This window comes from Herminiimonas fonticola, from assembly GCF_003293745.1.
Taxonomy (GTDB): Bacteria; Pseudomonadota; Gammaproteobacteria; order Burkholderiales; family Burkholderiaceae_D; genus Oxalicibacterium; species Oxalicibacterium fonticola.
The window spans coordinates 135,285-153,988 of the sequence record NZ_PTLZ01000003.1 but is presented as its reverse complement, the minus strand read 5'-3'; the positions used below and the strand labels follow the sequence as shown (position 1 = coordinate 153,988).

At 51.9% G+C, this 18,704-nt stretch carries 21 protein-coding genes; 14 read left to right on the top strand and 7 right to left on the bottom strand.

All coding sequences use genetic code 11. The features are described 5' to 3' along the window. Positions 1-98: 98 nt before the first annotated feature. Positions 99-545 carry a PPC domain-containing DNA-binding protein gene (locus Hfont_RS11725; protein ID WP_112992723.1) on the top strand — a complete coding sequence of 149 codons (447 nt, stop codon included), beginning with the start codon at positions 99-101 and terminating at the stop codon, positions 543-545. 43 nt (positions 546-588) lie between these two features. On the opposite strand, the gene Hfont_RS11720 is transcribed toward Hfont_RS11725, so the two are convergent. After that, positions 589-1,353 (bottom strand): fused MFS/spermidine synthase, encoded by a 765-nt coding sequence (locus tag Hfont_RS11720; RefSeq protein ID WP_112992601.1) that lies wholly within the window; start codon positions 1,351-1,353, stop codon positions 589-591. Positions 1,354-1,478: 125 nt separating this feature from the next. On the opposite strand from Hfont_RS11720, the gene Hfont_RS11715 reads away from it, so the two are divergent. The 5 genes from Hfont_RS11715 (at position 1,479) to imuA (ending at position 5,279) form a co-directional block, all read left to right on the top strand. Continuing rightward, positions 1,479-2,294 carry an MlaE family ABC transporter permease gene (locus tag Hfont_RS11715; RefSeq protein ID WP_162845919.1) on the top strand — a complete coding sequence of 272 codons (816 nt, stop codon included), beginning with the start codon at positions 1,479-1,481 and terminating at the stop codon, positions 2,292-2,294. 22 nt (positions 2,295-2,316) lie between these two features. Beyond that, positions 2,317-3,291 carry an MlaD family protein gene (locus Hfont_RS11710; RefSeq protein ID WP_112992599.1) on the top strand — a complete coding sequence of 325 codons (975 nt, stop codon included), beginning with the start codon at positions 2,317-2,319 and terminating at the stop codon, positions 3,289-3,291. Beyond that, entirely contained in the window at positions 3,288-3,977 is a 690-nt protein-coding gene (locus Hfont_RS11705) for a hypothetical protein (protein ID WP_112992598.1), read from the top strand. The genes Hfont_RS11710 and Hfont_RS11705 overlap by 4 nt, the downstream gene beginning before the upstream one ends. Before the next feature lie 44 nt (positions 3,978-4,021). Then, a complete protein-coding gene (locus Hfont_RS11700; RefSeq protein ID WP_112992597.1) occupies positions 4,022-4,330 on the top strand; it encodes a hypothetical protein in 309 nt (102 codons plus the stop codon). A gap of 169 nt (positions 4,331-4,499) precedes the next feature. Beyond that, positions 4,500-5,279: a translesion DNA synthesis-associated protein ImuA gene (gene imuA / locus Hfont_RS11695; protein WP_112992596.1), complete on the top strand. Its 780-nt coding sequence runs from the start codon at positions 4,500-4,502 to the stop codon at positions 5,277-5,279. An 88-nt stretch (positions 5,280-5,367) separates the two neighbouring features. Here imuA and Hfont_RS11690 read toward each other — a convergent pair whose 3' ends face one another. After that, the gene (locus Hfont_RS11690; protein ID WP_112992595.1) at positions 5,368-6,513 is read right to left on the bottom strand and encodes an alpha-hydroxy acid oxidase; all 1,146 of its coding nucleotides are present in this window, start codon (positions 6,511-6,513) and stop codon (positions 5,368-5,370) included. Positions 6,514-7,002: 489 nt separating this feature from the next. Here Hfont_RS11690 and Hfont_RS11685 point away from each other — a divergent pair, with 489 nt between their 5' ends. Beyond that, on the top strand, positions 7,003-8,175 hold the full coding sequence (locus Hfont_RS11685) for an HPP family protein (protein WP_112992594.1): 1,173 nt from the start codon (positions 7,003-7,005) through the stop codon (positions 8,173-8,175). A 65-nt stretch (positions 8,176-8,240) separates the two neighbouring features. Further along, positions 8,241-8,711 (top strand): PAS domain-containing protein, encoded by a 471-nt coding sequence (locus Hfont_RS11680; protein WP_112992593.1) that lies wholly within the window; start codon positions 8,241-8,243, stop codon positions 8,709-8,711. A gap of 116 nt (positions 8,712-8,827) precedes the next feature. Here Hfont_RS11680 and Hfont_RS11675 read toward each other — a convergent pair whose 3' ends face one another. From Hfont_RS11675 to Hfont_RS11665, 3 genes are all read right to left on the bottom strand, one after another. Beyond that, positions 8,828-10,603 (bottom strand): chloride channel protein, encoded by a 1,776-nt coding sequence (locus tag Hfont_RS11675; RefSeq protein ID WP_112992592.1) that lies wholly within the window; start codon positions 10,601-10,603, stop codon positions 8,828-8,830. A gap of 86 nt (positions 10,604-10,689) precedes the next feature. Beyond that, the gene (locus Hfont_RS11670; protein ID WP_112992591.1) at positions 10,690-11,136 is read right to left on the bottom strand and encodes a MarR family winged helix-turn-helix transcriptional regulator; all 447 of its coding nucleotides are present in this window, start codon (positions 11,134-11,136) and stop codon (positions 10,690-10,692) included. 224 nt (positions 11,137-11,360) lie between these two features. Beyond that, a complete protein-coding gene (locus Hfont_RS11665; RefSeq protein ID WP_112992590.1) occupies positions 11,361-11,939 on the bottom strand; it encodes a restriction endonuclease in 579 nt (192 codons plus the stop codon). A gap of 154 nt (positions 11,940-12,093) precedes the next feature. Between Hfont_RS11665 and Hfont_RS11660 the strand changes: the two genes are divergently transcribed. Then, positions 12,094-12,684, top strand: a complete 591-nt coding sequence (locus Hfont_RS11660; protein ID WP_112992589.1) for a M15 family metallopeptidase — start codon at positions 12,094-12,096, stop codon at positions 12,682-12,684. A 28-nt stretch (positions 12,685-12,712) separates the two neighbouring features. Here the strand turns inward: Hfont_RS11660 and Hfont_RS11655 are convergent, their stop codons facing one another. Beyond that, a complete protein-coding gene (locus tag Hfont_RS11655; RefSeq protein WP_112992588.1) occupies positions 12,713-13,594 on the bottom strand; it encodes a LysR family transcriptional regulator in 882 nt (293 codons plus the stop codon). A gap of 175 nt (positions 13,595-13,769) precedes the next feature. Between Hfont_RS11655 and Hfont_RS11650 the strand changes: the two genes are divergently transcribed. Continuing rightward, the gene (locus Hfont_RS11650) at positions 13,770-14,678 is read left to right on the top strand and encodes an NAD-dependent epimerase/dehydratase family protein (protein WP_112992587.1); all 909 of its coding nucleotides are present in this window, start codon (positions 13,770-13,772) and stop codon (positions 14,676-14,678) included. Between the two features lie 83 nt (positions 14,679-14,761). Here the strand turns inward: Hfont_RS11650 and Hfont_RS15265 are convergent, their stop codons facing one another. Further along, complete coding sequence (locus tag Hfont_RS15265) at positions 14,762-14,884, bottom strand: hypothetical protein (RefSeq protein ID WP_277740531.1); 123 nt, start codon at positions 14,882-14,884, stop codon at positions 14,762-14,764. Between the two features lie 627 nt (positions 14,885-15,511). On the opposite strand from Hfont_RS15265, the gene Hfont_RS11645 reads away from it, so the two are divergent. The 4 genes from Hfont_RS11645 to Hfont_RS11630 all read left to right on the top strand — a co-directional run bounded on the left by Hfont_RS11645 (position 15,512) and on the right by Hfont_RS11630 (position 18,601). After that, positions 15,512-16,138 carry a hypothetical protein gene (locus tag Hfont_RS11645; RefSeq protein ID WP_112992586.1) on the top strand — a complete coding sequence of 209 codons (627 nt, stop codon included), beginning with the start codon at positions 15,512-15,514 and terminating at the stop codon, positions 16,136-16,138. 95 nt (positions 16,139-16,233) lie between these two features. Further along, positions 16,234-17,028: a histidine kinase gene (locus Hfont_RS11640; protein WP_241523092.1), complete on the top strand. Its 795-nt coding sequence runs from the start codon at positions 16,234-16,236 to the stop codon at positions 17,026-17,028. 25 nt (positions 17,029-17,053) lie between these two features. Then, positions 17,054-17,311 carry a transposase gene (locus Hfont_RS11635; protein ID WP_112992585.1) on the top strand — a complete coding sequence of 86 codons (258 nt, stop codon included), beginning with the start codon at positions 17,054-17,056 and terminating at the stop codon, positions 17,309-17,311. A 186-nt stretch (positions 17,312-17,497) separates the two neighbouring features. Beyond that, positions 17,498-18,601, top strand: a complete 1,104-nt coding sequence (locus tag Hfont_RS11630; RefSeq protein WP_112992584.1) for a GlxA family transcriptional regulator — start codon at positions 17,498-17,500, stop codon at positions 18,599-18,601. The last annotated feature ends 103 nt before the right edge of the window (positions 18,602-18,704 follow it).

The window sequence follows — 18,704 nt, the reverse complement described above, 5'->3', positions numbered from 1 at the left end:
ACTGCAGGAAAATTCAAATTTGCGTTCAAAGCAAACTTTCGGTGATGGCACGCGTCTATCCAACATGCTTTTCCACCATACATGAGGAAGGAACGACCATGCGCAGCAAGATCATTAACGATGCTTCAGAGAAAACATATGTCCTGATACTGGAGACCGGCGAAGAAGTCGTCAGCCAATTGCAGCGCTTTGCAAAAGAAAACGATCTGGCGGCCAGCCGCTTTAGCGCAATCGGTGCATTCAGTAGTGCAACGCTGGCCTATTTCAACTGGGATCAAAAGAATTACGAAACGATTCCAGTCAATGAACAGGTAGAAGTGTTATCGCTGATAGGCGATGTCGCGCTGGAAGATGGCGAGCCGAAAACCCATGTGCACGTCGTCGTTGGCAAACGCGATGGCAGTGCACATGGCGGCCATTTGCTGCAAGCGTATGTGCGACCCACACTGGAAATCATCCTGACCGAATCACCGGCACATCTGAAACGTACCTTCGACACAGAAAGTGGACTGGCGCTCATCAATATAGGCAGTGGCGACATCTGAACTGATATTCAAGAATCAGAACTGTGTTGTCGCGCATGCTTTTTTATTCCGATGCCAGATTCTTTGGATAAACAAGTTCGAGTGAGGACTGTTCGGCAATGTCCAGCGCAGCAATTCGCAGCGACGCAGCGCTGGCTTCATCATCGATGGCGCATACTGCGACCGCAACGTGGCTGTTATCCGTCGTCACTCTGAACCACCAATGATGAAACGCGCCAAACACCAGCTGCCCTTGCGTCACGGTGCCGACTATATTGTCGTATTGGTCGCCCATATTCGTGATCAATACGCCGCGCTCTGCCAAAACGAATTGGCAGTTGAAAAAGAATTCATGCGAACGCAAAGCGGCTGGTGCGCCTTTCGCATCGAAGCCATCCAGCATGATCACATCGACCGAACCAACCGCGAGCTTCTGCATATGTGCGATGGCATCCACATGCAATACATGCAGACGTGCGTCATCCGCTGGAATCATGAATTGATCGCGCAGCGCCAGCACATCGGCATTCGATTCCAGCACGGTAATACGTGCCGACGGGAAATGCCGATAACAGTATTTGACCAGGGAGCCGCCGCCCAAACCTATCATCAGGATGTGTTGCGGAGCAGGATGCATGGACAGGAATCCCGCCATCGCCTGCGTATACGGAATCACCAGCTCATCCGGCGCAGACAAACGCATCGCGCTTTGCACGACCTGCTCATTGAAATGCAAGGTGCGCATATCGCCATCGTCGAAAACGAAAGGCTTGCCATCTCGTACAAGCGCTCTGGTTTTTTCTATACGTTCCGGAGTGAAAAAATTCATGAATTGAATCAGCAATATGCAATCAATAAAGATGCAGTGTGGTGCGATCCGACGGCAAAGTCAAAAGCCGGCATGCAATTATGCAAGCTATGTAAAGACGCGCGATTCGCTGCTACCATGTTTGCATGACTGCGAAAGCATCCCTCTTCAGCACTTTCTGGCACATGGGCCGCGCGACCCTGCGCTGGCTGATCAGCGGCTGGCGCATAGTGCTGTTCGGCATGCTGGTGCTATCGCTGGCATTGTCGCCGGCTACCTATCAGCGCGAGAACCGGCATGCGATTGCGTATCAGATCGTGCTCGGCACCTTCCAGAATTTGATCTGGTTTTCCGTATTGTCATCACTGGTCAGTTTGATCCTGATTCGCATCGTAGTCGTCACCGCCTTGAGTTACGGCCTTTCCAAATACGCGCTGGAAATGGTGGTGCGTGTCCTCGTGCTGGAACTCATTCCGCTGACGGCTGCATTGTTCGTCGCCTTGCGTCGGACACTGCCGGATGGCGTGGAACTGGCCGAAATGCGCAGGCGTGGCGATCTCGCACTGTTGCAACAGCAAGGCATAGATCCGATTCGTCGCGAATTTTTCCCGCGCGCAGTGGCCGGGATGTTTTCTGTATTGATGCTGGCTGCGGTCAGTTGCGTGCTTTCCCTGATTCTTGCGTATCTATCGATTTACGGCTTTACGCATTGGGCGCTACCGGGATACACACGCGTAGTGGGACAGATATTCAATCCCTCGGTGGCGATGATTTTCTTGCTGAAGACTATCTTTTTCAGCCTGGCCGTATCGTTGAGTCCGATGGCATCATCGCTTTACGATACCCGCGATACGCCGTTGCATAGCCGCTCCAAAGCCGCGAATGAACTGGCAGCGATGGTGCGATTGTTCTTCGTTATTTTGCTGATTGAAGTTGCTTCGCTGATGGGTAACTATTACTAATCCTTATATGGCATATGACCCCATGCAAGAACACCCCGACAATTCTAGCCAGGCACCCAACCCACCGCTGCAGGCGATGCCCAAGAATCTTGAGTTCAAGGCGGCTATTCTGCTGATGTTTTTGATCGCGCTGGTCTCCGGTTCGGCAGCCTATCTGATGTATGCGCGCGGTGCTTTCGAAACGACGCAGGAACTGGTTTTGCTGGCTGACGATTCAGAAGGCGTGGTGGTTGGCATGGATCTGACGTTTTCCGGATTCCCTATCGGGCGCGTCAGTCGTATCGAACTCAGCAAGGAAGGCAAGGCGCGCATGATCGTCGATGTCGCGGAAAAAGATGCGCACTGGCTGCGCACTTCCAGCGTATTCGCGATGGAACGCGGCATAGTCGGCAGTACAAAGATGCGGGCTTACACCGGCGTCCCGACCGATCCGGCCTTGCCGCCCGGTGCCGAACGTACCTTGCTGGTGGGCGATGTCGCAGCAGAAATTCCCTTGCTGGTCGCATCCGCCAAACAATTGATAGAAAATCTGAACGGTCTGACCGCAGCGGAATCTGCACTCAGCGCCAGCCTGAGTAATTTGCAGGGACTGACAGAAAAATTCAATGGTCCACATGGCGCACTAGGCGGATTGATGGGCAATGAAAAAGATGCGCAAAAACTGGTAGCGACACTGGACCGCGCCAACAGTGTGCTGAACAAGGTCGATGGCTTGCTGGTCAAAGCCGACAATCAGATTTTCGGCAAGGATGGCAATAGCCAGGCCACCATCGTCCAGCTCAATGCGATGTTGAGCGAAGCCAGATCAAGTCTGAAAAAAGTCGATGCGGTATTGATCGATGCCCAAGCCATCAGCGCCAACGCCAAAATCGCTACCAGCGATCTGGGTGTCTTGCGTGCGGATGTGGATCGCAGCCTGCGCAAGGTCGATCAACTGGTCAATGAAATCAACCGCAAATGGCCGTTTGCACACGATACGGAGTTGACGCTGCCATGATCTCGACCTCATCTTTTTCACGCATCGCTTTACCTGTCGTTTTAACCGGATTGCTGGCGGCATGTGCAGGCACGCCAGCTCCCGACTGGCAAATGAACGCCAAGACTGCTATGGAGCGCGCCACCGCCGCCTACCTCGAAGGTAACGCGCGCGTCGAAACCCAGGAGTTCAATCTGGCGCGCAGCGAAATCAGCCGCACCGGTCGCGCCGACCTGATGGCGCGCGTAGAACTCACGCGATGCGCAGCGCGTGTCGCCAGTCTTGTCATCGAAGAATGCGAGGACTTCGAAAAACTGAGAACAGATGCCGCAGCACCAGAACGTGCTTACGCCGATTATCTGACAGGAAAAATCAAGTCTAACGATATTGCCTTGCTGCCAGCGCAGCACCGCACGGTCGCTGGTACCAGTTCAGATGTTGCTGCCGCCAGCGCATTGCAGGGTATCGAAGATCCACTGGCCAGACTGGTTGCCGCCGGCGTTCTGTTCCGCAGCAATCGCGCCACACCCGCTATCCTGACAGTTGCTGCCGACACTGCTTCGGCACAAGGCTGGCGTCGGCCTTTGCTGGCCTGGTTAGGCGTACAACTGTTACGCGCGGAAAACGCCGGTGACGCAGTCGAAGCGGAACGCTTGCGCAGAAGGATCGCATTGGTAGAAAACGCTGCGACTCCCCGTCAACCATAAAGCTGCCGCCAGAGTTATTAGCAGATCGATTACTGGGGTGGAATATGGACAACAACACACGCGAAGAGCTGCGCCACCTGCTCTCAACCTCCGGCACCATGGCCGGCCTCTGCATCACAGGCACTACTCTTTTCTCAACATTGGGCCGAACGACTGGCGGCACCGTCGTTGACGATATCTTTGTCATCAGCGCCCTGTTTTTCCTGCTGTGTACTTATTGCGTCTTCTGGGCGCTACGTACCAAACACCAACGTACTGTTCAATTACTGACACGTATCGCCGAGGGTTTGTTCGCTGTCGCACTGACGGCGATGGTGTCGGCCGGGTTCATCATGACTTATACGATTTGGTAAGGCCAAAAACGGCAAGAAAAAATAGCACTCGTCTTTGCAGTCTGACAAGAGATGTATCGTCCAAGCTGAAAAATACAAATAAACCTTTTATACTGTATGCATATACAGTATATTGATAACTCGCCTGAGCAAATGGCGTTTTGTCCCAAACAGTACTTTTGGAGGTTTTATGGCTGCACTGGCTTCTGCTCTTCCTTTTTCCACTTCGTCCATTCTTGCGTCGCGACCAGATTCAATCTGGCTAAGCGATCAGGTAGCGGCGTACCGCTCCAAGCCGATTTCTTCCGGCTCTCGCGAGCTGGATCAGCAGTTGCCGCATGGCGGCTGGCCTCCTTCAGTTTTGACTGAACTGCTGCTGGCCAATCCCGGCATCGGTGAATTGCGTTTGCTGGCATCAACTCTGACGCACATCACGGAAGCTGGCAAAGCCGTGGTGGTACTGGCCCCTACGCATCTTGCAATCGCGACAAGCCTGAGCGAGTTGGGGATAGACATGAGCAAAGTCACACTGATAGAAGTAGACAACCCGGCAGACAAGATCTGGGCCGTGGAACAAGCCTTGAAAAGCGCCAGCTTCGGTGCATTGCTGTGCTGGTTGCCGCAAGCAAGAGACGACCATTTGCGACGCTTGCAACTGGCGGCTGCCGGCACGCAAGGATTGACGTTTTTGTTTCGCCCGCTAGACGCGCAAGATCAGGCCTCGCCTGCACCATTACGCATGCTTTGCAAACCGCTGGCTATCGGACGACTTTCGGTAGAGATCATCAAGCGTCGCGGCCCGGTGCACCTTGAACCAATCATTTTGCCGTTAGAGGTTCCGGAAATACTGCTCAAACCGCTCGCGACACGTGTTCTCGGCAAACCCGTTTTCAGTGAACTTTCATATAGCGTTAACCACTCTGCCCTTGCCGCAACTGCCGCCCGGCATCGCCGAGCGCTGCTATCCTAGAAGAGTTCCAGAATGAAAAAAGGCCGCACATGTGCGGCCTTTTTTCATTCTTACATCGGATTCATCGCACTGGCTTAATTACTTCCGATTAGTACGTACCTGGAATCAGAATTTTCTTGTCGACCTTTTTCACATCGGTCAAACCGCAAAAAGCCATCGTCAGATCCAGCTCGCGCTCGATGATTTCCAGGCATTTGGTCACGCCCTCTTCGCCCATCGCACCCAAACCATACAAGAAGGAACGGCCGATATACGTACCTTTCGCACCCAAAGCCAAGGCCTTGATGACATCCTGACCGGAACGGATGCCACCATCCATATGCACTTCGATCTGGTCGCCGACTGCTTCAACGATACTCGGCAATGCTGCGATGCTGGACAAGGCTCCGTCCAGTTGACGGCCACCGTGATTCGACACGATCAATGCATCGGCACCGCTGGCAACTGCCAGCTTGGCATCTTCCGCATCCATGATGCCCTTGATGATCAACTTGCCGCCCCAGCACTTCTTGATCCATTCGACGTCTTTCCACGACAAAACCGGATCGAACTGTTGCGAAGTCCATGACGACAGCGAAGACATATCCGACACATCGCTGGCATGGCCGACGATATTGCCGAAGCCGCGACGCTTGGTACCCAGCATGCCCATGCACCAGCGCGGCTTGGTCATCATGTTGGCGATATTCGCCAGCGTCAGTTTCGGCGGTGCGGACAAGCCGTTCTTCAAATCCTTGTGGCGCTGCCCCAATATCTGCAGATCCAGCGTCAACACCAGCGCAGAACAACCGGCAACCTTGGCGCGTTCTATCAAACGCTCGATGAATGCGCGGTCCTTCATCACATACAGCTGAAACCAGAATGGCTTGCTGGTATGCGCGGCAATGTCCTCGATCGAACAAATACTCATTGTCGATAACGTGAAGGGAATCCCGAATTTTTCAGCAGCCTTGGCCGCGAGGATTTCGCCGTCCGCATGCTGCATGCCGGTCAAACCTGTAGGCGCAATCGCCACTGGCATATGTACATCCTGCCCGGCCATCGTGGTTTTCAACGTGCGATTGGACATATCGACCGCCACCCGCTGACGAAACTTCATATTGGCAAAATCACTGCTGTTGGCGCGATAAGTCGATTCGGTCCATGAACCGGAATCGGCGTAATCGTAGAACATGCGAGGTACGCGCTTTTGCGCCAGTACGCGTAAATCTTCAATATTGGTGATGATGGACATCAGGTGGTTTCCTTTTAAACGATCAATTCAGATTGATTCGCTGGCTGCACACGATGGCAGGTCTTTATTTTTATATGCGATATTTTATTTCTTCGCCATCATTCTTGAGATGAATGTTTTTAACCAATGGTATTGAGTCGTGTATTAAAGATACAGAATTACAGACTCATGGCGATTGTTTTTTTATTATGAGACTTCGAAATAATGCTGGCGAAGACTGCAGCGAGGTTTCATGCGCCGTCGAAGGGAAATCGAAATGCTTTTCCATCGAGAAGCAAGGCTTCGAATATACTTGCATTTGAAATGCAACATATTTAAACTTCCATTCTTGAAGAGCAAGGTCTTATTTGCTCAGGAATATCAAACGCAAACTATCGAGTTCGTATGATAATCCGCATGACAATACGCGACGATGCTGTACGGGACTGAAGCATTCCACAGTATCACGTTGTGATGTAATGGCACATTCCGCAATCTGTTAGGGGCAGCATGGTTCAATCGAAATGGCAGTGGATGTACCGTTTTTTCCCGGCACCGGGTTCCGTCGATCGTTATGAAAGAATGCGCGCCTGCTCAGGCGCATTATTTGGTCTGGTTATCACCGGTCTCACTACTTATCTTCTCCTTGGCAAAGACGTGCATGCGATGTGGCTGATTGCACCTATGGGAGCATCTTCCGTGCTGTTGTTTGCGGTACCGGCCAGCCCTTTGGCACAACCGTGGTCCATCATGGGCGGCAATATTATTGCGGCAATCGTTGGTGTAAGTTGCGCCAAACTGATAGGCGAACCGATCCTGGCAGCCGGCCTCGCCGCAGCGGTGGCAATCGGTGCCATGTTTGCCTTCCGCTGTATTCATCCGCCTAGCGGTGCGGTGGCCTTGACCGCCGTACTGGGCGGACCTGCCGTGCATGCGATGGGTTACAGCTTTGTACTGATCCCGGTTGCACTCAACTCCTTGCTGCTTTTGCTGACTGCATTGTTTTTCAATAACGCAACGGGACGTCGCTATCCGCATGTCGTACAGCCCGACCGCAGCAGCAAACATAACACCACAGACGTCCCGCCGACCGAACGCATCGGTATTACGCCTAGTGATCTGGATAGCGTACTGACACGCTATAACCAGGTGCTCGATATCAGCCGCGCCGATCTTGAATCGATCATGCTGCAAACAGAAATGCAGGCGTATCGCCGCCGGATGGGTGAAGTGAAGTGTTCCAGCATCATGTCCAAGGACGTCGTCAGTGTTGAATTCGGCACCGAACTGGCCGAAGCCTGGTCAGAATTTCAATCGCACGATTTAACTGCTTTGCCGGTGATCGATAGAGGCAGACGCGTGATCGGGATCGTGACCAAGGCAGACTTCTTGCTTCATGCAGAAATCGAACTGCATGAAGGACTCGGTCAACGGCTGACCAATTTGCTGCGCCCTTCTCAACTGACGCATACGGAAAAGCATGAAGTCGTCGGTCAGATCATGACGAAAGAGGTTTACACGGCCAACGCCGATCAATCTATCGTCGATCTGATACCGCTGATGTCCGACTCTGAAGTTCACCAGATGCCGGTGATCGATGGACAAGGACGATTGGTTGGAATGATTTCGCAGACCGACATGATCGCAGCACTTTTCGAACACGGCCTTGCCGAAGGTATTTAAAACGTTCATATTCGTGCCAAGGCATTATCGGAACGCATTCAGCATGTATTACAGGAGATTAAAGAATGAGTAATAACACTACAGGTACTACCAATCTGGATCTGGCTTTATCCAAGGCGATCGTCGATCAGGCACCGGATGCAATCATTTTTGCCGACCCTGCCGGCATGATCAAAATATGGAATAGCGGTGCAGAACGCATTTTCGGTCACGAGGCAGCGGATGTCATCGGCGGCCCACTGGATATCATCATCCCTGAACGTATGCTGGATGCGCATAACAAAGGCTTCGACCACGCCGTTAGCACTGGCGAAATGAAGTACGTCAACAAGGTGTTGACCACCCGTTCCATGCACAAAGACGGTAGCCAGATTTACATAGACATGAGCTTCGGCATGGTGCGCGATGAAGCAGGAAAAATCCTGGGAGCACTGGCAGTCGCCAGAGATATCACCGAACGCTTCGCCAACGATAAGGCGCAACGCGTACGTGTTGCCGAACTGGAAAAAGCCTTGGCTGAAAAATCCGGAACTTGAGCTGGAACTGCAGCAGCGTAACAACGCAAAGCAGTAACGCTTATAAAAAAACGGTAGCAAGAATAATCTTGCTACCGTTTTTTTATTTATCTCTTGGATCAGTCCGCGTCATCCCGTCAGCGGCTGAACAAACGCTCCCTGACGTGCTCTTCATGGAATACCGTATGTGATGGCTTGACCAGATCGCTGCGGCTGATGATGCCGATCAAGTGCAGCGTTTCCTTGTCGGTCACCACCGGCAATCTTTCTACATGCTGGATCGCCATGCGTCGGCTCACAACCTGACAGGTTTCTGTCGCCAAAGCCACATGTGGTGCCTCATCGAACAAGGTCGCAACCGTCTGATTTTCATCGTGCTTGTGCAAACCGCTCAACAAGGATTCTCTATCCAGCATACCCAACAAGCGTTGTTGTGCCGCATTTCGCGTGTCCACCACTGGAAAACTACGATGCTTTTGCTCATTGCCGAAGTAATCTTGCGCCACCTCTTTCAGCGATAAAGATGCCGCGATACTGACCATCTCAGTCGCCATCACATCGTGTACAAACACGCGCTCTTGCGGATCGACGCTGTATTCGCGATAAATGTGCAGCCCTCTACGTGCGATTTTTTCCGTCATGATGGAACGACGCATCACCAACACCGTGAAGCCGTAAGAAACACCGGTAGCCAGCAACAAAGGCAGCAAAGCGTTGAAATCACCAGTCAGACCGAGCGCAAAAATCGCCGCAGTCAAAGGTGCGCCAAGCACGCCAGCCAAAACTGCCGCCATGCACACCAGGGGCCACAAAGTCGGATCGCTACCCGGCACCAAACTTGAGATGACAGCACCCAGGCCAGCACCCAACATCAGCAGCGGCGCCAATACACCGCCCGATGTGCCGGAGCCAAGTGCAACAACCCAGATCACCGCTTTGACTACCAGCAAGGACAAGGCGGCCGATAGCAACATCCGGTTATTCAACAGATCCGAAATCACATCGTAGCCCACACCCAATGCGCGCGGTTCAAAGTAGCCGCCTATGCCGACCACCAAGCCGCCTATGGCTGGCCACCACATCCAGTGCAGCGGCAATTTTCCAAACCAGTCTTCTACCTGATACAGCGAAACCGACATCAACGCCGACAAGGCACCACTCAACAAACCCGCAACGATGCAAATCCCAAATGCAGCCAAACCAACAGGCGCAGTATGAATCGGGAACAAAGGGCCAGTATCCAGCAGCAAAGGCCGGCAGAAAGCCGCCACCGCACAAGCCAGCATCACCGGCAACAAACTACGCGGCCGCCATTCAAACAATAGCAATTCCACCGCCAATAACACCGCCGCTACCGGCGTACCGAATACCGCCGTCATGCCCGCAGTCGCGCCAGCCACCAGCAAGGTCTTGCGCTCCGCCGCACTCATGGAAAAATTCTGTGCGATCAAGGAACCGATTGCACCGCCTGTCATGATGATCGGGCCTTCCGCACCGAAGGGGCCGCCGCTACCGATCACGATGCCGGACGTCAATGGTTTGAGCACCGCGACCTTGGGTGACATCTGGCTTTTGCGAAACAGAATCGCCTCGATTGCTTCCGGAATTCCGTGGCCGCGCACCTTGTCCGAACCGTAACGCGCAATCAAACCAGCGATCAGCCCGCCCGCAACCGGCACTGCAATCACCCACAAACCCAAGGTATTGCCGGCCGGCGAACGATCTTCAAACGACCAGGTTTGAAAAAAGAAAAGATTGGTAAAAAAATGAATAGAGTTCAGCAAAATATAAGCCGCAACTGTACTGACCACGCCAATCACGACAGCAATCAGACACAGAAGAAGAATCCGCTTATCGAAAGAAAAGTCACGCTGATGAGCACCGTGATGCCCATGATTTTTATGAGTTTGCATAAAGGAAAATGCTCGTTTGAATGTTTGTGTAACGCTCAAGTACAGCAAACGCGACAGGGAATACCTTGGAAGCAGTGATAGCGAACTCAGGAGTTCTGATCACGCCCGTTCCCGCTATCATTGAAGGCTGAAATGCGCGCCACCTTGAAGACATTCGACAAGGAACGCAATTCATTGCGATGCAATTCCGCCAGATGGCGCAACTGCTTTTCGCCGACGGCAGTCAGCTTGACGCGCACTTGGCGCCTGTCTTCCAAACCTGGCGTACGTGTCACCAGGCCGGCTTTTTCACAGCGCGATACCAGCGCAACTGCACCGTGATGCTGGATTTGCAAGCGCTCTGCCAACTGGCCCACCGTCGCCCAATCCTGCCCCGGGAAACCCTTGATATGCAGCAGAACCAGGTAATGCAGCGGGGTCAGACCAACGCTTTGCGCGGCATCTTCGCTGAATTTCAAAAAGCGGCGCAGTTGATATCGGAATTCGGACAGAGCCTCAAAATCGGCTTGTTCCAGCGCAGGAGTAGTTGTCATGTTGCAGAGCTCGATATCGTGATTTGCGCCAGATATCGCATGTAAATGAAAGCAATAATTATATCACGACATGATCTATTTTATTTCGCGTGAGCTGCATTCATGCAAGCCGGCGCAACTTTTTCCTTACCCAAAATGAAAAACCCGGCTGGACGCCGGGTTCAATCAATCGTTAATCATTTTGAATCAATACAATGGACGGCAGCTATCCAGCGTATAGACAACTAGCCTTTACTCTTGAGCACCGTCATTTCGCGCAACAGTTTGGCGAGACCGGCACCGTGCACCAGACGCATCTTGTGAGCCACCGCAAACTGCATCGCAGTTGGCGTGAATTCGCCGGCAGTAATATAGAACGAGTAATCCGCACCACCCGCCTCCACCGCATTATGCAAATCGCGCAAAGGTTCGATACCGTTGCTCGCTGCTTTCCATCGTTTGCAACTGACCAGCGCCTTGCGACCACCACTGATAATGGAAAAATCTGCATGCGGCTGGTCGATACGGGTTACTTCAAAGCCATCACGCAGCAATGCGCGCTCTATCTCTACTGAAAAATCCTTCCACGACATCGCACGCGTTGCCTGCATGATTTCCGCCACGCGGGTAGCGCTGGGTTCACCGCGTTTGCGCCACAGCACCATGATGCAGACAATCATGAACGGCATGCCGGTAAAAATACCGTACACCGCGTATTGTCGCGGCATCAAAGCCGAGGCAATGATTGCGATGAGTAATGCAATACCGCCACTCACCCACCACTGCGCGCGCAGCAATAGGGCAAAGATCGAATTTTCTTTCATCTTCAAGTTCACATGTCACCTCATAGTTTTCTTTGGCTGGCATCATAACGCAGTTCGGCATCACTCCACGCAGATCCAAACATGTCGCAGGATTGCAGACATCGAAATTCCGACGTAAGCTGACTCGTCCTGGCAAGCCCGATTAAAAAATTGCATGAAAAACAAAATCAGAAATCACGAATATGAAAACCGCATCAATCGCGAATTGGCAAAGCTGGGCATTGCGCTGGAATTGATCGCGCAGAAAAAATTGCCGTTTTATATGGAAGCACAGCAACTGGCAATAGGCGAAACAGATGCCGACGGTCGCGAGTACATGATGACGCCAGCGACGGCGGCAGCCTGGGCTGAAATGAAGGCGGCAGCCTTACAGGACAATGTGATTCTGGAAGTCGTCTCTGCCTTCCGTTCCATCGACAGGCAAATCGAAATCATCCAGAACAAGCTGGATCGCAACATGCCTATCGAAAAGATTTTGACCTTGAGCGCGCCACCTGGTTACAGCGAACATCACACTGGTTGCGCAATCGATATCAACACGCCCGGTTGCGTCGCCACCGAAGAAGAGTTTGAAAATACGGCCGCATATCGCTGGCTGCATGAACACGCAGGACGCTTTGGATTTGTCCTGTCCTACCCGCGCGACAATACTTTAGGATTTATATACGAGCCTTGGCACTGGTGTTTTCAAGCAGCGGCCAGCATTGAAAGTAGCATTCAAACCAACATTAACTTTCAATCGTAATTTATTGTTTTTTAAAAAAATAAAATTACTATAACTTCTGTTGCAAAAATTCCAGAAAACAACTGATACGCCGTGACAACTGCGTATTCCTGTAATACACCGCATGGATGGGTTGCCGGTATCCCGTGTAGTAATCCTGCAGGATTTTGACCAGTCGACCTGCCGCAATATCTTCCCTAGTCATGAAATCTGCCAGGCTGGCAATGCCCTGCCCGTGCAGTGCCAAGGCACGCAAAGTTTCACCGCTCGAAGCAAATATCGATGGCGTAACGATCAGTGTTTCGCCTCCGCTATGCCGTATCGGCCACGCGTTACCGGTTTCAAATTGCAGAAAACCCAGCAGCTGATGCTGCACCAATTCCTCTGGCGTTTTTGGTGTGCCATGCTTTTGCAAGTACTCCGGACTCGCTAATAAATAAAGCGGATTGGAATTCAAGGCACGTGCATGCAGAGTTGAATCCTGCAAGCTACCTATGCGTATCGCGATGTCGGTGCGATGCTCAAGCAAGTCCGCAACCTGATCGTTGCTGGTCAGCTCCAGTGTGATCTCGGGATACAGCGCGCGGAATTCCGCTACATGCGGCACGATTGCATGCAGGATGAATGGTGCTGCCGCATCGATACGCAATCGGCCGCTCGGTCTTTGTCGCCGCACGCGTATCGCTTCTTCCGCCTCGTCCATCGCTGCCAGAATGTTGCGCGCCTTCTTTAAAAGGAGATGACCTTCATCCGTCAACTCCATTCGACGTGTGGTGCGTGTCAACAAAGATGTCGCCAGTTTTTCTTCCAGCCGCGACAAGGCGCGACTGACAGCCGATGTGGTTTGCCCCAGATTGATCGCTGCAGCGCCCAAGGTGCCGCTATCGACCACAGTGACAAATGTCTTTAAATCGTCTGAATTGATATCCATACGCCGCACTTATAGTTAACTTATTATTGATTTTAGAGAAAGTATGTTTTGATAATACAGCTATTTTTCTCAACAATAAATGCCGGCATAGTACGTCCATGCACTTGCTCCTGCAGCCGGAAAACTCCGGCACGGAGCAAGCCACCAGATAGATCAACTCTACAAAGGATAAAACATGAACGTATTCATCACTGGCGCAGCAGGCTATATCGGCGGATCGGTTGCAGCACGTCTGCTGAAAGAAGGTTACGTAGTACGCGGTTTGGTACGCATGCAAGAACAGGCAGACCGCGTCAGGCAACTCGGCATAGACCCTGTGATCGGCACACTGGAAGATAAAGACATCCTGGCGCGCGAAGCGAAACAGGCAGATGCGGTCATCAACGCCGCCAGCTCCGATCACCTGGCTTCGGTAGAAACCATGCTCAACGCACTCGAAGGCTCAAACAAAGCCTTCGTTCATACCAGTGGCTCCAGCGTCATTGGTGACGATGCGCGCGGCGAATGGAAGTCGGACAAGGTCTTTGCCGAAGACACACCAGTCACCATCGTGCCGGAAAAAGCAGCGCGTGCAGCGCTCGACAAATTGATTATCGATGCGGCTCAACGCGGTGTGCGCTCGGTCATTCTGTGCAACACGATGATCTACGGCACCGGCCTGGGTGTCAGTCCGAATAGCGTACAAATCCCGCCACTCGTAATGCAAGCGCAAAAAAGCGGTATCGCGCGCTATGTAGGCCAAGGCGTCAACGTCTGGTCCAACGTGCATATCAAGGATGTCGTTGAACTGTATTTGCTGGCATTGAAGAATGCACCGGCCGGCTCTTTCTACTTCGTGGAAAATGGCGAAGCCTCGTATGCCGACATCGTTGCAGCGATCGCCAAACGTCTGAAACTAGGCGCACCGCAATCATGGCCAGTCGACGAAGCAATCAAGGAATGGGGTTTCGGTCATGCCGTGTATTCCTTCGGCTCCAACAGTCGTGTGACTGCTGCCAAGGCTCGCAAGGAATTGGCTTGGGAGCCAACGCATACGTCCGTTTTTGACTGGATCACAAACGACATGCAAGTCGCAACTCGGTAAACAAAATCACGCCCATGTGCGATTCGATGAATGGCGCAAGACGCCATTCAATCATTCAACTGTTCCATCGCTGATGCAGGAAGTCACACAGGCTGATGACGTCCGGCATCAGCTTCAACAACATGGTTGAGAGTATCGAACATGTCATCCGCCAGGAACAGAGTGCAGGCAATCACCGATACTTGCATGGAATTTTTAACTGCCACTTCAACGCGCCAAAAATCTTGTTCGAAATAACGCTACCCACTTTTGAGTGAATCGACTCGCAGCGTTTTTTCCTCGTGCGCCATGATGATATGGCCGCCGTTCCACGCAGCTTGCGTATCCTCTTTTTTATTTTTTCTCACTCTTGCGAGTAGCGTATTTTCATTTGCGCTGATGCTCCGAAACACCCTCATTGCCAGCATGCCTGGGCTTCTTCATTAATCTCATCGCACAAGCAATTTTTCTCTGCGCAATAAAACCTTGCAACAGAAAAATAAATTCAAAAAAGAAATTGCACAGCAAAAATATCCGTCGACGCGTTTTCTTTTTTTCGCGCAACGATATAACAGCATGTCGCCATGAGGTTTGATCTTCGCGCCATATTGACGACGAAAACCCTAAACAAAAGCGCCATGTACATCTGTCCGAAGTAGACAAGGTTTTGTCGTTTAGTAAATAGTCAGGCGTCCTATTATCAACCCAATCCAGACGAAACCAGACGGCCGCTGGGACAAGTGGATTGAGCCTGATGGGAGACAGAAAGTCGTTTTTAAAATTCTGTCTTCCAATCGGTTTTATATGAACGCAATCACAAAGTAAATGACACCCCTTATCTAGGAGAATCAAAAATGAAACAGCACATCATTGCAATAGCCGTCACCTCGTTGTTCGCGGCCTCGGCATACGCCGGTTATCCCGGACAACAACATCATCAACAACAGCAACCAAGCAAAGTCATCGCCGTTTCAGTTGGTGGTGCCGGCGGTGCTGGTGGCGGCGCAGCTTCAGGCAATGTTACCGGCGGTGCTACCACTGGTGGGACTGCAACAGGTGGCGCAGCAAATCAGACTAACTGGGGCGGCGCTGCCGATTCCGGCGGCAACTATACAGCTACGGGCGGCGTGAAAGCGTCCGGTGGCGACACTAGATCTGGCGGCACTTCGAGCAATGCTTCTGTCGGCAATCCATCGGGTAGCAGCCAGGGTTTCCAACGCGGCTATGGCCAACATAACAGCGGCGGCGGTACTGCCAAAGCAGGCAACACAAGCGGCAATGAGCAAAAATTGAATGGCAACGCCATGGCAGTTGGCGGCACCACGATATCGTCCAGCAAAGCCGACGCTTCAGCCGATGGCAACACGAATCTCGGTGGTTCAGCTAAAACAATCACGATCGGCGGCCCCGCTTTCAGCGGCAAAGCTATCGGTGGTGACGGCGGCAGTGGCGGCAGTTCAGCTGCTTTTGCTCACGACTAATCAGCAGCAAACAGCTATCGATCAGATAGCCCGAAAAACAGGGGGAAAGAGAATTCCCCTGTTTTTCAAGAACAAAAAATTGTGATGGAGCAGCCATGAAAAGCAATCTTCTAGGTGTGCTGGTAGCCTCAATATTCGCCTTACCAGCTTTGTCCGCATATGCAAATGGCCCAGGAGGATCAGGCGGATCGAGCCCGGCATCCTCATCAAGCTCATCCGCCACCGGCGGTGCAGGTGGTGCAGGTGGTGCGGCAAGTGGCGGATCGGCTACCGGCGGCAGTGCAGCTGGCGGCTCTTCGAATGTTAATGTTTCGGTATCCACGGGCAGTAATGGAAGCGGCACTACAGCCGGGCCGGCAGCGGCAGAAGTCGGTGCGGTGGGAGACCCGGGCAGCAGTGCGTATAACACCGCAGCATATGTAGGTTATGGCGGCAGCTATACCGTCAAGACAGTACCTAGCGTCATCTCACCATCGCTCACGGCAACCTTATCCGATACGTGCATGGGATCGGCCTCCTTTGGTTTGTCGGTAGTCGGATTTGGTGCGACAGGCGGCACCACCGTGGTTGACGATGCTTGCGTACGACGACTGGATTCACGAGAGTTCCGTGCCATGGGCATGAACGACGTTGCGCTCGCATTGCTATGCCAGAGCGACGCCAATCGCAAGGCGATTGAATCGACTGGCCGCTCCTGCCCCAGCGTTGCTCCGCCTACCGTTAGCCTGGCACAACCCAAACCTGTAGTACAGGCAGCTCCGGTCGCATCTTTAGCGCCGCCGCCATCCGAAGTCACAACCTCTTCGGTCACACAGGCTCAACCTGAAGTTAGTACGCCTGCGCTCAGCCAGCCAGCAGCTGAAGAGCCAGTCGCCCCGGCTACCCGGTAACGGAATAGAAATCAGAGAGTGCGTGATGAAGCGGACTACCACCAGCGATCAGATTGCAGCCGCCTTGAAACAGGAAGAATTGGGGATGCCATTGGAAGACGTGATTCGGCAGGCAGGCGTCTCCGAGCACACATTCCTTAGCTGGAAAAAGCGTTACAGCGCTTTACCAGGGTTTCCGCAGGATTTGAAATGTTTACAAGAAGAGAATGTCAGACTCAAGCAAATTGTTGCTGAAATGGCATTGGAAAATTCTCGATTGAAAGATTCATTGGAAGATAAATGATAAAAAATATTTTTTTGACAAAAAAATATAGGCTGATTAAAACACATGGGGTAATCTCATGGAACGATGTAAAAAAAACAACTCCGCTTGCTGTCATCCCAGATTGCCGGGAGCAGCAAACTAAAAAGCAATAACTTTCTTTTCAGGAAAGTAAACAAGACAAAGAATTAATCGTCGGAGGGCAACATGGAAGTGATGTCATTTAAAACACTGGCATTGAACGACTGTTCTCGATCAATCAAGCATATAGGCATTATTGTTTTTGAAGGAGTGATCCTGACTGATGTTATCGGCATTGCAGATGTATTCGGTGTTGGTGACAAACTTCTTTCCTCCATATATGTAGGCGAGACAGGTTACGCAATATCATTGCTATCTCTACAGGGCGGCATCGTGAAATCCTCCGCCTCGGTTCAAATCATGACCTCCCCATTACCAGCGCACGACAATCATTCATTTGATAGCCTGCTTATCGTCAGTGGTACTGGAAATTTCGACGCTTATCGCGATCCCGCGCTGCTCTCCTGGTTACAAAAAGTCAAAGGCAATGTACGTCGCATTGGTGCCATCTGCACCGGTGTATTCGTCATGGCCGCAGCCGGCCTGCTCAACAATCGTCGTGCGACCACACATTGGGCATTGCAAGATAAATTGATGCAGGAATTCCCGCAAATCAAAATTGAACGGGAAGCGACGATTACGGAAGACGACGGTATTTTTACCGCAAGCGATATCGGCATGGCTGCAGATCTGGCGCTGCATTTTCTGGAAGCCGATTTGGGCCCCAGCGTTGCAAAACGGGTGGCAGAAAGTCTGCTGATTTGTCAGCGTCGTCGGGACAATCCGCCCACAGTACGCCCAATGAAAGTGCCCGAGGCAAGCAAAAACAATAAAATCCAGCAAGCCTCACGCTGGTTTGCCGAACACATGGCAGAACCTATCAACATCCTCGATGCCGCAAATTTCGTATCGATGAGCGAACGCAATTTTCAGCGTCAGTTCAAACGGGGAACCGGATGGACGCCGCACGAATTCTTATTGCATCTACGTCTGGAAGCAGTTCGACGACAGCTGGCTGAAACAGATTTACCCGTCGATAAAATTGCACGTCGCTGCGGTTTTTTAAGTGGTGAACACGTTGCCAAATTATTCCGAAAGCATATGTCCATCTCACCTTGCGAGTACAGAAAGAACGAGCGTTCGGTACAAAAACCGCTTTCTTTAACTGCCTCGCAACAAGAACCACCACATCAACATCAACATCAACATCAGCAACAGCAATTATTATGATGATACTGCCCACTCATCTCCCGCTCTCAGCAATATCGCACTACCGAACTCGGATCGTTAGTTGATGGCTGTGGCTTCATCTTGATAGCCCCTTTACTTCATT